This is a genomic window from Paenibacillus sp. lzh-N1 (assembly GCF_002872435.1).
GTDB classification, from domain to species: Bacteria; Bacillota; Bacilli; order Paenibacillales; family Paenibacillaceae; genus Paenibacillus; species Paenibacillus polymyxa_C.
Genome location: NZ_CP025696.1, coordinates 1,222,372 through 1,236,482 on the forward strand (window position 1 = coordinate 1,222,372; position 14,111 = coordinate 1,236,482).

Sequence of the window (14,111 nt, forward strand, 5' to 3'; positions counted from 1 at the left end):
GTTTTTACAAAAAATAAGCTTATTCTCAACAACAACTTAGGACTTAAGTGCATATTCGACAAAAACAAAACCTTTTTTACACTCATGATAAACGCAGGTACTGTTGTATTTGGCATCAAAAAAAGCAGCAAGTCTCTTGTTTAAAGAGACTTACTGCTTCATTCTGATATGGAGTGGAAACTAAAACTCCAAGTTACTTGGACGCCTTTGGTTTCGTTGTTTTAGCTGGTTTTGCAGCTGCAGGTTTAGTCGTTTTAACAGCTGGCTTCGCGGTTGCTTTCGCAGGTGCCGCAGCTTCCTTCACAGACGTCGTTGCTGCACTAGGCTTAGCGCCAGCTTTCAAGCTGTATTTGGCAAACCCGTCTGCCGCGCTGCTCAAGTATGAAATTTGTTGATTTCCGGCCAGCACATCTTTGGCATCAGGAGAGGATTCAAAGGTAACCTTGGCCTGGCCAAAAGGAGCAATAGACCAGTTGCCGTCCGCTGACGGGTTAATCGTTCCGTTCGTACGGATATAATCAACAACGACTTGGCGACTTTCATCTAGTGCTGCCATCACAATACGTTTGCCATCTGGGTTGGCCAGTTTGGAGGAGGAAGCACGATAGTTATTGGTCGCAACGATAAATTTCTGTGCAGGATCAATAGCCTTCCCATTGTATTGCAGATCCTTGATACGATGGGCTGAAGAATCAATAATAGTTCCCTTGGCATCATATCGTGCAGGCTGAGTTACATCAATCTGGTAATTCACACCGTCAATCACATCAAAATTGTAGGTTGGAAAATCTTTGTTGATCAGCGATTGTTCCTCTGTTTTGCTAGGATCAATGCGGTTGAACTGACCCGCAGACCATTCCAGCCACTCCTGAATTTCAGCACCAGTAACTTCTACGGCATGAACCGTGTTCGGGTACACGTACAGATCGGACACGTTTTTAATCGCTATTGTACCTTCAGGAATGTTGGTATAATACTCGGCACCGTTACGACCACCGGCTTTGAACGGAGCGCCTGCCGACAACACGGGAAGCTTTTCGTATTCTGTTCCTTTAAGATGGTTTTGAACATACCATTTCTGTGCATTTGTCACAATTTGAATGGACGGATCATCCTGCACTAATGCAAAATAGCTGGTAATCGGTGCAGTCGTTGTACCGACAGGTTGACGAATATAATCTAGCGTTCCTTGATGCTCTTCTTTAATCGCATCAACTAGTTTAAATTCAGGAATAAACTGCGCAGCCTGATTGGTGGTACTTACAACCGGACGCACTTGAGACTGAGAGTCGATGACGTTCCACTCACGGTTTTTCTTTTCCAGGCTCAGATCGATAATGCCTAGATCCTTGCCCCAAGAAGAAGCTTCTACAGCCGGTACACCATTAATAGTTCCTTTGTCCAAATCTAATCCGCTCATATCTTTAAAATCTGAGCTTGGGAAAGATTTGTGAGCATGCCCAAACAGAATCGCGTTAATTCCGTCTACCTTGCTCAAATATTTAACGGCATTTTCCATCATTGGCGTTTGCGGCACATCTTCATAGCCTGTATGTGCAAGTACGACAATAATGTCAGCCCCTTCTGTTTTCATTTGTGGAATAAACTTTTTGGCTGTTTCCACAATATCCTTTGTAACGACCTTATCCTTCAAATTGGCTTCATCCCACTGCATAATTTGAGGTGTTACCAGACCGATGACACCCACTCTGAGTGTATGCTCTTCGCCCTTCTCATCCATTACTGTTTTATCAAGAATCTGATAAGGGGTGAAATAATTTTTAGTAGCTTGCCCCCCTTTATCAACATAAACGTTCGCATTTACATAAGGAAAATCAGCTCCCTTGAGCGATTTGTCCAGAAAGTCGAGACCGTAGTTGAATTCATGGTTGCCCACTGTAGCTGCATCATAGCCCATTAAATTCATCATCTTGTAGACCGGATGAACACCGCCTTCTTTCTCAAAGGTTTTATTGCGAGCCATATAATCGCCTAATGGATTGCCTTGCAGCAAATCACCATTATCGAACAACATACTGTTTCTTGTTTCACTACGTGCCTTCTGGATCAAACTAGCTGTACTAACCAAGCCATATTCGTTGGTTTCTTTGTCCGAATAGTAGTCATAATTCATCAGTGCCCCATGAATATCCGTCGTTTCCATGATCCGCAGATTCACCGTAGCGCTATCGCGAGAATCGCTAGCTGCCCAGGATGGAGCGGCTGAAAACACCAGCAGGCTACAAGCTACAACTGCTGCTGTAAACCCTTTAAACCAATTTTTACGAAATAACAAAATATACCCCTCCTCATTAAGGTGTATGCCTCATATACATACTTTTGCACATATATGTAAGCTTTGAACCCACCATTCCTATTTTAATCCAACGCCAGACAAAAGAGTAGTCATTTGCTTAAAATATTTATGAAAAAATAATTATTTTTCGCATAAAAAAGCCAGTAAATCTCCTGAAAAGGTTGGAAATTTACTGGCTTGTCTGTTATATTGTTTCTATTTCGTCCACACCTGGCGCTCCGTTTGTTGACCAACGTACTCAATACGAGTCGGATTGACGTCTAAAATGACATAATCGGGATCATCAGGTCCGGAAAACCACTTTTTCAGAGAATCATTCCACACTTGTTTGCGTAACCCCTCATCAGCTGTAACCTGGACGGTAGCCTCCACTTCCAAGACTTCCTTCGTACCACCCACTTCATAACCCAGCAGCAGATAAGCATTCGGATTGTCCTTTAGCTCTTCCACTTTATGTGTTTTGCGATCCGTCGCCAGATGAATGTTCATTCCATCGTTAAAAAGGGCCATATAGCGCACTTTCGGTTTTCCGCCCTCTACCGTACCTAACGAGCAAAATTTGTTGTTATCCAAAGCCTTCACAATGGCTTGTTCCAGCTGACTGCGATCCAATGTATCCGTTTTACCCACAGTACAACAACTCCTTTTTACGAATTAGAATTCTATAGAGTCTATGCCACTTGGCACCAGCTCTCCTAAACATACAGTGTAGCTGTTCTGAAAATAACATGACCAGAACAGATCTGAATGATTCATGTTCATTTTCAGATCAAAGCTCACAGTAAAAGTGTACCCTGTCGTTCGGCAAATGAACCGTGAGCGCTTCCTTAAGGCTGGACAGACCCGCCTTCAAGGCATATAATCGTCGTAGTAAACCCGAATAAACGAACCCATTAAACCATACAATGCCAGGGGTGCTGGAATCGGCCGGCTGAGAGTGTGTCCCAAGACACTGACCCTTACAACCTGATCTGGGTAATGCCAGCGTAGGAATGCTTAAGCAAGATGTGCCTTTTATTAAAACAGGACATCCCTTACTTTGGTATATACAAGCGCAAGCGTCCCGGAATCCCGGGACGCTTTTTTTGTTGAAGATGAAGTTGTTGGAAAGATTGCATTCCGGCAGATGTTATTTTTGTGAAAATGGGGAACATAAGCTGTCTGATTGGACGGACAACGGGTAATTAAAAAGGAGAGAACACAAAGATGAAGCGCATGAAAATGTTAAGCCTGGGTCTAATCAGTCTTTGGCTCATGGCTCTGACTCTGACCGCTTGCGGCGGCAATCCCCCTACATCTCAAAAGGAGGCTCCTGCTGCCGACACTTCAACGTCTACCTCGGCAAAGGGGCTCAAAGATGTTAAAGTCGTGCTCGACTGGACACCCAATACGAATCACACAGGACTCTATGTCGCCAAGGACAAAGGATTTTACGAAAAAGCAGGCTTGAATGTCCAAATTGTTCAACCAGGCTCAGGCGGAGCCGACCAAATGGTTGCTTCGAATGCTGCACCTTTTGGTATCAGCTATCAAGAAGGCGTCACTCAGGCTCGCATCCAAGGCGTGCCGCTCGTATCCATCGCTGCGGTGATTCAGCATAACACCTCTGGCTTCGCAGCCCCGGTAGACCGCGGAATTAAAAGCCCGAAAGATTTCGAGGGTAAAAGCTACGGCGGCTGGGGTTCTCCTGTAGAAGAAGCGGTCATGAAATCCATCATGGATTCAGACCAAGGTGATGTGAGCAAAGTGAAGATCGTCAATATGGGTAATGCAGACTATTTTACAGCCGTGAAGCGGGATATTGACTTTGCCTGGATTTTCTACGCATGGACCGGGATTGAGGCCAAGCTTCGAGGTGAGCCATTGGATATGCTATATGTAAAAGATTATTCCAAAAACCTCGATTACTATACACCTGTAATTGTGAGCAATGAACAGACGATAAAAAATGATCCTGAGCTGGTTAAGGCGTTCATGGACGCTACCGCGCAAGGCTATGAATACACTATCGCCCATCCAGAAGAAGCGGCAGATATCTTAAGTAAAGCTGTGCCGGAGCTGGACAAAAAACTGGTACTCGCTAGTCAAAAATGGCTAAGTCCGCGTTATCAGGACGATGCCCCGCAATGGGGCGTACAAAAAGCGGAGATATGGAAAAACTACTCGGACTGGATGTATGAACGCAAGCTGCTCAGCAAACCTTTGGAAGTCGATAAAGCCTTTACAAACGACTTCTTGCCCAAGCGTTGATCTTGTAAATAGAGCTTGAAGTAGCCTTTGTGCCACTACGCGGACTGATGATGCTTTCCATCGCCACCGCCCCCGGATTTCCGGATTAAAGCATCAGCAGGGTAAAAATCCGGGGACAAAAGCGACCGCTTCGCTTGTACAGCACCATTCCGTCCGCTTCGCTCTCGCTCCACTTGGTTTATTCTTTAGTCTCATAGTATCTAAGCGCAAAAGCAGGTGCGCTTGTGTGTAAAAATGCCACACAACCCTGCTTTAAAAATAAGGTGCTTATAAGGCGGTTGGCAGCGTAGCGATTCATTTGAATCTGGAGAAGCGAGGTGTTCGCCTGAAAGCTTTCTTTAGGAAAGCTAGCTTCGGAAGCATATGCTCAGGGGGATTCTTACCTTTTAAATTTTATTCAAAGAATCCCGCGGCAACAGCGATCGTAAGATCAAATGAACCGTGAAGCGGTCTCCCCGCCTTAAACCAATTTATTTTCCTAATAACTTAAACAAAAAAGGACAGGTGAAATTCGCATGGCTAACACATTGCTCAGTATTCAAGTCATCCCTAAAACTCCTAATAACGAAGACTCTTATCCATATGTAGACAAGGCGATTGAGGTCATTCAGCGTTCCGGCGTCAAGCATCAGGTGAATCCATTGGATACCACAATGGAGGGCGAATTGGACGAATTGCTGAAAGTCGTCAAAGACATGCATGAGGCCTTGACGGAAGCTGGAAGTCCCAGCGTCATTTCACAGATCAAAATCGCACATAACCCACAGGGCATCAGCATGAACAAGCTGACCGAGAAGTATCGCCCATGAATCCGAAAGGCAAGAACGCATCCTGGTGGAAAAGCGTATGGCCGCCCCTTGTGGCGGTCCTCTTCTTTTTAGCGGCTTGGCAGGGAGCGGTTAACTATTTACATATTGAATCCTGGCTCCTGCCAGCTCCATCCCTAATCGTACAAGAGGGCATGGCGCAATCGGCGTTGCTTGGCACCCATACATGGGCTACGGTTCGCCTGACGCTTGCGGGATTTGCTATAGGGACAGCAACGGGACTGCTGATCGCCATCGTTCTTCATACGATTCCTTTTCTCAAATCTGCTCTATACCCGCTCTTGATCCTTAGCCAAAACATTCCGATTATCGCCCTCGGTCCGTTGCTCATGGTATGGTTCGGTTTTGGGGTGCTGCCCAAGCTTATGGTCATTACATTAGTATGCTTTTTTCCCGTGGCTGTAGCGGCCATGGACGGGCTGACACGGACAGACCGTATGATGATGAATTACATGCGAATGTCAGGTGCAAGCCGCAGGGCTATTTTTCTAAAGCTAGAGCTACCACACTCCCTGCCACAAGTCTTCTCTGGCGTTAAAATCGCTGCTACCTATAGTGTGATGGGCGCGATCATTGCCGAATGGATTGGGGCCAGTGAAGGAATTGGATATTATATGTTGCTGCAAAAGTCTGCCTATCGTACGGATCTCATTTTTGCCGCTATCGGTATTATTGTTGCACTCAGCTTGCTGATGTTTGTCGTTATTTTACTACTGGAGAAATGGTTGGTTCGCTGGAAACCTGACCAAGAGTAGATTCCACATATTGCATTAAAGCATCAATGAAAGGACGTGGCATATATGAGTCTGCATCCGACTGACTTGACATCACCACCCGTCGCTGATGAACAGCAACAAGCCGGAGAACTGCAGGTAATGACGCCTGCCCCTCCTGCTTTGGAATTGGACGGGATCAGCCTCGCCTTCCGGGAAAAGCGAAGCTCACTGCCTGTACTGCAGGATGTATCCCTTACCGTTAAACCGGGCGAATTTGTCTCTCTCATCGGTCCGTCAGGCAGTGGCAAAAGCACGCTATTTCACATCATCGGAGGGCTGCTCAAGCCGCAGCAGGGACGTATCCGTATGCATGGACGGGACATGACTGGTGAACGCGGGCATATCAGCTATATGCCGCAGCAGCCCGCCCTTTTCCCGTGGCGCACCACGCTGGACAACATACTGCTCGGGCAGGAAAATGCACCACGAAAGGATGCAGCAGCGGGCTCCCGATACGGCAGCGAACGTGAACATCGAAAAGAAGCCTTGCAATGGCTCGAACAGGTTGGACTGGGCAAGTTCGCGAAGGCGTATCCGCATACGCTATCTGGTGGCATGCAGCAGCGCGCGGCCTTTCTCCGCGCCCTGCTCAGCCCACAGGAATTAATGTTGCTGGATGAGCCGTTCAGCGCACTCGATGCGCTGACACGTGCAGACATGCAGCAATGGTTATTGCGGATGTGGGAGAAGAACCGCCGCTCTGTGCTGTTCATTACCCACAGCATTGAAGAAGCGTTGCTGCTCTCCGACCGCATTTATGTGCTGTCGGCGCGACCTGCTTCAGTGATGCATGTCGTAGATGTTCCTTTTCCCCGCCCGCGTAGGGAAGAAATCACCCTGGATCCACGCTTTATGGAATGGAAACGGACCATGACTGGCTGGATGCGCGAGGAAAAGCACAAACTGGACGGCGACATGGACGCCGCTGAAAGCATCCGCAAATACACCTCGGACGACAGGGTAAACCATTATGAATGATTGGAACATGCACTCTGCATTGAGATCGAACGCGGCAGCAACTGTTCCCTTAATCGACGCGCACATTCATGTAGACAGCTACCCGCCTGAACAACAGGAGCTATTGCTCGCTTCGCTTGCCGACAACCATGTAGAAGCCATCATAGCTGTGTCCATGCATCTCGCCTCCAGTCAAGCCAACTTGCGCCTGGCTGAGCGTTGGCCCAGGCTAGTACGTCCCGCCTTCGGCTTTCATCCAGAACAGGCTCTGCCAGCACATACCGAGCTTGACCTGTTATTTGACTGGATGGACGAACATGTACAGCAGATGATCGCGGTGGGCGAAGTTGGCTTGCCCTATTACAATCGGATCGAGGCTTCACGCAGCGGAGAGCCTTTTGAGCTCGCTCCTTACATAGCACTGCTGGAGCGTTTTATCCAGTTTGCAAGCAAACATAGCAAACCCATTGTGTTGCACGCTGTTTATGAAGATGCAGACATTGCCTGCGACCTTTTGGAACGTCATGACGTCACACAAGCGCATTTTCACTGGTTTAAGGGCTCTGCCGCCACGACCAAACGTATGGCCCGGAACGGCTATTATGTCTCCTTCACACCGGATCTCCTGTACGAAGAAGAAATTCGCAGTTTGGCAAGACAGTATCCGTCTGATCAGGTCATGGCAGAGACAGACGGTCCATGGCCGTTCGAGGGTCCTTTTACCGGACAGCAGACGCATCCACGGATGACTACCGAGGTCATTCGCGCATATAGCAAGCTGACCCATCAAGATGAAGCTGCTGTCCGTCAATTATTTTATGATAATACAAGACGCTTCTACTCACTGTCTGATTCGTAAAGGCATATCTGCTATTTACTAAAAAAGATTACAACCACAACTTATAGTCAGAGCAAAGAACCTCCTTATGTACGCGAAACTTCAACATGCGTAATTAAGGAGGTTCTTATAGCTTTAAATAACACATATTTCTCAAATGCCACTTGTAAATTGCAGCATTCTTTATCGTTGCTCCATTTTTATTGCTTCAAGAAACCCTTCTGTTCCAAAAATGGCTTCAACTGCAAGCGCGCTGGTTCGGTCAGTCTCGTGGCCATTTGCTCAGACCAAGGTGTAGAGCGTTGACCGCCCGTACGTTCCTTCAAATATTCGGCTGATGTGTGGTCGTATACCTCCACAGCTTTCATCGTTTGGTTTTTGTCATAACCGTTCATATGCAACACACCGGACAGTGGAAGACGTGGACGCAAGCCCGTTTCCTGATCCGGTACACCAATGCACATACCGAACACTGGATATACCAGCTCTGGCAAGCCTAATAACTCGGATACCTCTGCTATTTTAGTACGAATGCCCCCGATGTAAACGATGCCCAAGCCGAGTGATTCAGCGGCCACCGCTGCATTTTGTGCAGCTAACGCAGCATCAATGGTTGCAACCGTATAATTTTCGACGGACCCTTCATAGGAAGGCTGGCCTGGCTGATGATGAATCGTCACCTGCTTCAAACGATACAGGTCTGCGCACCATACCAGAAATGTCGGGCACTGCTCGACGTAAGCCTGCCCTCCTGCCAACTCGGCCAGTTTTGTTTTTAAAGAAGGCTCGGTAACGGCAATAACGGTATATGCCTGCACATTGCTGGACGAGGATGCCATTTGGCCAGCTGCCACAATAGCTGCGAGCTGCTCGTCGGTAATGGGGTCTGACTTGAATTTTCGCACAGACCGATGGTTCATCAACAAGGAAATCGTATCATTCATGACTGCTTCACTCCTAATCCATAATATAAGCTCTTTATCTGCTTCAAGCTGTGAGTACACGAAAAGGTTCTTGCATGCTTGCATGGCACTCTTACAAATATTATGAAACTTTCGCGAATGATAAGCAACCTGACGCGATGAAGAATGACTGCATGAATTAAATAAATAAAAAAACAGAAAAAAAAGCAAGTACGCACAAAGCCAAAATTGTGCGTACTTGCTCTAATTACAAAAATGATATCGCTGCAAATATCCAACAGCATGCATCTGCCGAATACATCAATACGTTTACAGCTTCACCCGCTGGAGACGCAGCGCATTCAGTACAACCGAAACAGAGCTGAATGCCATGGCCGCTCCCGCCAACCATGGAGCCAGAAAGCCCAAAGCAGCAATCGGAATGCCGATCACGTTATAACCGAGCGCCCAAAACAAATTTTGCCGTATGTTTGTCATGGTCCGGCGACTCATTTCGATCGCGTCCGGAATGCTATTCAGGTTACCACGCATGAGAGTAATATCGGCAGCCTCCATGGCCACATCTGTACCTGTGCCCATTGCCATCCCTATATGGGCTGTAGCCAGCGCTGGCGCATCGTTAATACCGTCCCCGACCATGGCTACGATCTTGCCCTGTTCCTGAAGTCGCTTCACTTCCTCGGCCTTTCCTTCAGGCAGCACTTCCGCCAGCACCCGTTCAATTCCCGCCTCGGCGGCAACGGCCTGTGCCGTCCTTTCATTGTCACCTGTAATCATAATGACTTCAATGTTCATCGCCCGTAGACGGGCAATAGCTTCCCGTGATGTTTCTTTAATTGTATCCGCCACGGCCACTAATCCGGCATAGGAACCATCCACAGCGACAAGCATTGCCGTTTTCCCTGCGCCTTCCAGTTCATTCATTTGCTGCTCGGTTGAGTCATCCATCGTGATGCCTTCCCTGCTCATTAATCGGCGTGTGCCCACCAATACCTGCTTGCCCTCCACAGAGGCCTTCACACCATAGCCTGGAATATTTTCAAAATCCGTCGGGCCCACTAGCTCAATACCTCGATCAGCAATCCCTTTTACAATGGCTTCCGCCAGCGGATGCTCCGAGCTTTTTTCTGCCGCACCGAGCAATCGCAGCAAATCCGTTTCAGCCAGGCTGCTCGCTCTAACTATAACATCTGTCAGCTCTGGTTTGCCGTTCGTAACCGTACCTGTCTTATCCAAAATCACTGCGTTGACGGAACGGGTCATTTCCAAATGCTCGCCGCCCTTGAACAAAATACCGTATTCAGCAGCACGTCCCGATCCTGCCATAATGGACGTTGGGGTGGCCAATCCAAGCGCACAAGGACAAGCAATGACGAGAACTGCAATCATTTTCTCCAGTGATCCTGCAAAATCCGACGGTGTCACAAGGAAAAACCAGACGAGAAATGTTATCACGGCAACAGCAACTACGATGGGGACAAAGATACCCGAGATTTGATCAGCAATCCGCTGAATCGGGGCCTTAGAGTTTTGCGCATCTTCCACGACCTTAATAATACGGGCCAACGCCGTATCACCACCCACACGCTCAGCCTGAATACGAAGTACTCCGTTTTTATTGAGCGTGGCTCCTGTGACTGGGGAACCCTCTCCTTTTTCAACCGGAAGACTCTCTCCACTTAACATGGATTCATCCACTGCCGAACGTCCAGCCACGACCACACCATCGACGGGAATTTTCTCCCCTGGGCGCACAATAAAGATGTCCTTCACACGCACTTGTTCAATCGGCAAATCTAGCTCTTGTCCATCACGTACCACACGTGCCGTTGTCGCCTGTAGGTTCATCAGGCTCTTGATCGCCTCAGACGAGCGCCCTTTGGCTACCGCCTCGAACCATTTACCGACTAGTATAAGCGTAATGAGTACCGCACTTGTCTCGTAATACAGCTCTGGCATGGTCGTGACAGGCATTCCCGCCATTCCCTCCATGGCGTCAGACGGACGCAGAGTAAGGTACAAGCTGTAAAAATAAGCCGCAGACGTACCTAGCGCAACTAATACATCCATATTCGAACTTCCATTACGAAGCGCTTTATATGCTCCCACATAAAACTGCCATCCTATGATGAACTGAATTGGTGTCGTCAGTACAAGTTGAAACCATGGATTCAAGAACAGTTCCGGCACATAAATCCATGAGGAAAAGGAAAAATGAGCCACCATCGCCCACAATAACGGTAGCGACAGCACTGCCGATATCATCCACTTCCATTTTTTACGTTGGATATCCTTACTGCGGACATCCGCAATATTGTCCTCAGCGCTCTGCGGGATCGCTCCATAGCCCAGCTGTTCAATCTTGCTTACCAAATCACTAACCGTAGTACTCCCAGCAGCATATTCCACATGAGCTGTTTCCATCGCCAAATTTACCGTGGCACCTGTTACGCCTGGTATTCGGTTTAATCCTTTTTCAATTCGAGCTGCACAAGCCGCGCAAGTCATGCCCGTCACATTCAAATTGGCTTCTTCACTCACAGTTCCAAAACCAAGAGAAGCAATTTTATCGCGGAATTCTGGGATTTCCACCTGCTTGGGATCATAGGATATGGACGCCTGCTCCAATGCCAAATTCACATTAGCTTGTGCCACGCCGTCTATTCGATTTAAACCTTTTTCAATACGGCTTGCGCAGGCTGCGCAGGACATCCCCGTAATATGAAGCGTTGTATGCTTATCACCGTCGGTCGCACGGTTTTCCATGGTAGTCCTCCTTCTACATACCCCAGTGGGGTATATTATGTTCAAAAAGAAAAAGCTCCTAATATGGAAGCTTCTCCTTCGAACAAATCTGTTCACGCATCATACAGCATCTTAATCTTAAACAACATCATAGCCTTGGTCTTCAATGGCTGTTTTCAGAGCTTCAACGCTCAGCTTGGATTCATCATATTCTACATTTACTTGTTTCGTCTCGAGGCTGACCTTGCCGGTAGCGCCTACTTTCTCCAAGGCTCCTTCTACTGCTTTCACACAATGATTACAGCTCATGCCTTCTACGTTCAATGTAACTTGTGCCATTTTCGTTTCCTCCTCAAGGGTACGTCCATACCCATAATGTGTATACCTGCTACTTTTAACGGATTAGCTTCTTAACCGTCACCAGCAGCTCATCAATCACTTCTTGCTCTCCTGCCTGCATGCGCTCAATGACACAGCTTTTCATATGCCCTTCCAGCAGCAGCTTGCCGACACCATTAAGGGCCGACTGAACAGCCGCAATCTGATTCAGCACATCGTCACAGTAGGTATCCTTCTCAATCAATCCCTTAATCCCGCGAACCTGACCTTCAATACGGTTTAACCGGGATACAAGGCTGTTCTTGAATTCTGCCGAATGATGACTTTTTCTAACTGTCTTCTCTCCATCTGTTCCACAATGAGCCCCGTGGACTTCAGTGTGGGAAACAGGTTGCTCCTCAGCCATACATCAGCCTCCTGTGTGGTGTATATGCACTCATGCATTTAATATATCCCCATCATAATATACCCCCATGGGGTATGTCAACCTTCCAGAAAAGTGTCACCTTTTCGCCTTAATTTTCGTCACCGTTTCTTCTCAAGCGAATTAAACTGATCGAAATAAGGCTGAAGCAACCTCAAATGCTCCTCGTAATCTTCTCTTTCTCTTTCAGGCAAACGATCTGGATACAATACCCCATTTTCGCCCGTTATACGGGGAACATACTTGTAAAACTCCGTGAACAGAACACGGAACTTAACAAATTCATCCTTACTTAAAGCTTTTTTCGCATAGTCTAACTCGTCCTGTAAATCTATACTCTTATGGGTTTGGAATTCCTCCTGATTCAATTTATCAAAGTACGGTTCCAGCTCGGCGGTTATTCGATTATACTCACGCTGTTCATCGACGCTTAAACGCTCCTTATGGAGCATCCCGTTTTTGTCCGTTATTTTAAGATTATAGGCTCCTAGTTCCTTTAGTAATTCCATAAAAACACTAAACTCTTCCTTCGACAAACGTCCCTGTGCTTGTTGGAGCTTCGATTCTACTCTTGTATATTCCTCTGCCGTCCCTCCCATTTCAATTAGCTTTTCCTGCGAGCCATACAGCGTATCAGTCAAGTAAGAGTATGCAGCAAAGGCACCTGTCGGGATCAATAATGCCGCTACTAGAATCGTTGTCACGATATACTTTTTCATAGGTTTAGATCCTTTCCCTTTAATTCGCTCAATTTGTATCATGATATTTTCCTTTAACTCAATGGGAGGAGATAAGTGGTTATCCTCATGCTGCATCGCCTTACGTAGTTCTTGCTCAAGCTTCATGGATTTTCTCCACCTTTCCGATCAGAAAATGTCCCTGCCGCTCTTTCGAACGGAGCTTTTGCAAAGCCGCGTGAATTCGTGACTTCACCGTACCTAACGGTATCTCTAAAATGTTTGCGATTTCCTCTTGGGAATACTCATGCAAATAGTGCAATACAATCACCTGTTTTAGCTTGAACGATAGCTGCTGAACTGCTTGGAGCAATACATGATTTGCAACCTTGTCCACTATTTCCTCAGAAAAATCAAACGCTGCATGATGCTCCAGACTCTCAGCCTTACTTGTGATTCGCATCCTCATCCATCTTTTTCTCCGATACGCCCGAATTTGACGCATAACAATCCCCATCAGCCAAGGTTGAAAAGATCTATTTGTATCAAATGTCTCCAGTGATTTATACACCTGTATATAAATTTCCTGAACCACATCATCAACGTCTGCCTTTTCCTCCAACAGAAAATGCACTGATTTATAGACCGTATGAATCGTGTAATCATAGAGCTCCTTATAAGCTTCGCGGCTGCCAGCCAGTGTCTCTGCAACAAGCATTGTCATCTGATCATCCTGTGCCAATCTGACCACCTCCTTGCACTGTTCGATCCTAATCTCCTCCTCTCTTTCGGCTCATACTCTATATTGGAAGGAACGGGGAATATCGTTCGATTTTTTTGTCTCAATAACAGGGAGACAGGGTATGGTCGGTTTTGTATTAGGTAAATTATTCTTCTGTTTAATTCCGACCATACTGATCCTGCTGTTTATTTGATTTGCATTCTAATTCACAAACCTTCTCGTATGTACTTAAAACAGATCCCCCTCCCCGCGAGGGAAGCCGAAGATATCTCGATTGTAAAACGATAAAAAAACAC

13 protein-coding genes and 1 riboswitch are annotated in these 14,111 nt (G+C 46.9%); of the genes, 5 read left to right on the plus strand and 8 right to left on the minus strand.

The genetic code is table 11. The features are described from left to right. Positions 1-193 precede the first annotated feature (193 nt). Positions 194-2,296, minus strand: coding sequence for a bifunctional 2',3'-cyclic-nucleotide 2'-phosphodiesterase/3'-nucleotidase (locus tag C0638_RS05560; protein ID WP_058711897.1), 2,103 nt, complete (start codon positions 2,294-2,296; stop codon positions 194-196). Between the two features lie 216 nt (positions 2,297-2,512). Then, positions 2,513-2,947, minus strand: a complete 435-nt coding sequence (locus tag C0638_RS05565) for a pyridoxamine 5'-phosphate oxidase family protein (protein WP_025678677.1) — start codon at positions 2,945-2,947, stop codon at positions 2,513-2,515. Between the two features lie 270 nt (positions 2,948-3,217). Further along, a riboswitch (TPP riboswitch) is annotated at positions 3,218-3,327 on the plus strand. Between the two features lie 196 nt (positions 3,328-3,523). Here C0638_RS05565 and C0638_RS05570 point away from each other — a divergent pair. The 5 genes from C0638_RS05570 to C0638_RS05590 all read left to right on the plus strand — a co-directional run bounded on the left by C0638_RS05570 (position 3,524) and on the right by C0638_RS05590 (position 7,986). Further along, positions 3,524-4,567, plus strand: a complete 1,044-nt coding sequence (locus tag C0638_RS05570) for an ABC transporter substrate-binding protein (protein ID WP_013369082.1) — start codon at positions 3,524-3,526, stop codon at positions 4,565-4,567. 515 nt (positions 4,568-5,082) lie between these two features. Next, complete coding sequence (locus C0638_RS05575) at positions 5,083-5,376, plus strand: MTH1187 family thiamine-binding protein (RefSeq protein ID WP_013369080.1); 294 nt, start codon at positions 5,083-5,085, stop codon at positions 5,374-5,376. Beyond that, positions 5,373-6,149 (plus strand): ABC transporter permease, encoded by a 777-nt coding sequence (locus C0638_RS05580; protein WP_025678674.1) that lies wholly within the window; start codon positions 5,373-5,375, stop codon positions 6,147-6,149. The genes C0638_RS05575 and C0638_RS05580 overlap by 4 nt, the downstream gene beginning before the upstream one ends. 45 nt (positions 6,150-6,194) lie before the next feature. Then, positions 6,195-7,148, plus strand: a complete 954-nt coding sequence (locus C0638_RS05585) for an ABC transporter ATP-binding protein (RefSeq protein ID WP_102163380.1) — start codon at positions 6,195-6,197, stop codon at positions 7,146-7,148. Then, complete coding sequence (locus C0638_RS05590; RefSeq protein ID WP_013369077.1) at positions 7,141-7,986, plus strand: TatD family hydrolase; 846 nt, start codon at positions 7,141-7,143, stop codon at positions 7,984-7,986. The genes C0638_RS05585 and C0638_RS05590 overlap by 8 nt, the downstream gene beginning before the upstream one ends. A gap of 179 nt (positions 7,987-8,165) precedes the next feature. Here C0638_RS05590 and nfsA read toward each other — a convergent pair whose 3' ends face one another. The 6 genes from nfsA to C0638_RS05620 all read right to left on the minus strand — a co-directional run bounded on the left by nfsA (position 8,166) and on the right by C0638_RS05620 (position 13,815). Continuing rightward, positions 8,166-8,909, minus strand: coding sequence for an oxygen-insensitive NADPH nitroreductase (gene nfsA, locus C0638_RS05595; protein ID WP_013369076.1), 744 nt, complete (start codon positions 8,907-8,909; stop codon positions 8,166-8,168). Between the two features lie 288 nt (positions 8,910-9,197). Further along, positions 9,198-11,654, minus strand: a complete 2,457-nt coding sequence (locus tag C0638_RS05600; RefSeq protein WP_102163381.1) for a heavy metal translocating P-type ATPase — start codon at positions 11,652-11,654, stop codon at positions 9,198-9,200. Between the two features lie 117 nt (positions 11,655-11,771). Beyond that, entirely contained in the window at positions 11,772-11,972 is a 201-nt protein-coding gene (locus tag C0638_RS05605) for a copper ion binding protein (protein ID WP_013369074.1), read from the minus strand. A 55-nt stretch (positions 11,973-12,027) separates the two neighbouring features. Then, positions 12,028-12,378 (minus strand): metal-sensitive transcriptional regulator, encoded by a 351-nt coding sequence (locus tag C0638_RS05610; protein ID WP_013369073.1) that lies wholly within the window; start codon positions 12,376-12,378, stop codon positions 12,028-12,030. 119 nt (positions 12,379-12,497) lie between these two features. Next, the gene (locus C0638_RS05615; protein WP_102163382.1) at positions 12,498-13,241 is read right to left on the minus strand and encodes a DUF3600 domain-containing protein; all 744 of its coding nucleotides are present in this window, start codon (positions 13,239-13,241) and stop codon (positions 12,498-12,500) included. Next, on the minus strand, positions 13,231-13,815 hold the full coding sequence (locus tag C0638_RS05620) for a sigma-70 family RNA polymerase sigma factor (protein WP_102163383.1): 585 nt from the start codon (positions 13,813-13,815) through the stop codon (positions 13,231-13,233). Before C0638_RS05620 ends, C0638_RS05615 begins: the two co-directional genes overlap by 11 nt. Between the last annotated feature and the right edge of the window lie 296 nt (positions 13,816-14,111).

Excerpts from the sequence above, each read along its gene's own strand:
- C0638_RS05575 (WP_013369080.1), top strand. The coding sequence starts at position 5,083 with ATGGCTAACACATTGCTCAGTATTCAAGTCATCCCTAAAACTCCTAAT.
- C0638_RS05600 (WP_102163381.1), bottom strand. The coding sequence starts at position 11,654 with ATGGAAAACCGTGCGACCGACGGTGATAAGCATACAACGCTTCATATT.
- C0638_RS05580 (WP_025678674.1), top strand. The coding sequence starts at position 5,373 with ATGAATCCGAAAGGCAAGAACGCATCCTGGTGGAAAAGCGTATGGCCG.
- C0638_RS05605 (WP_013369074.1), bottom strand. The coding sequence starts at position 11,972 with ATGGCACAAGTTACATTGAACGTAGAAGGCATGAGCTGTAATCATTGT.
- C0638_RS05590 (WP_013369077.1), top strand. The coding sequence starts at position 7,141 with ATGAATGATTGGAACATGCACTCTGCATTGAGATCGAACGCGGCAGCA.
- C0638_RS05570 (WP_013369082.1), top strand. The coding sequence starts at position 3,524 with ATGAAGCGCATGAAAATGTTAAGCCTGGGTCTAATCAGTCTTTGGCTC.
- C0638_RS05610 (WP_013369073.1), bottom strand. The coding sequence starts at position 12,378 with ATGGCTGAGGAGCAACCTGTTTCCCACACTGAAGTCCACGGGGCTCAT.
- C0638_RS05585 (WP_102163380.1), top strand. The coding sequence starts at position 6,195 with ATGAGTCTGCATCCGACTGACTTGACATCACCACCCGTCGCTGATGAA.
- C0638_RS05615 (WP_102163382.1), bottom strand. The coding sequence starts at position 13,241 with ATGAAGCTTGAGCAAGAACTACGTAAGGCGATGCAGCATGAGGATAAC.
- nfsA (WP_013369076.1), bottom strand. The coding sequence starts at position 8,909 with ATGAATGATACGATTTCCTTGTTGATGAACCATCGGTCTGTGCGAAAA.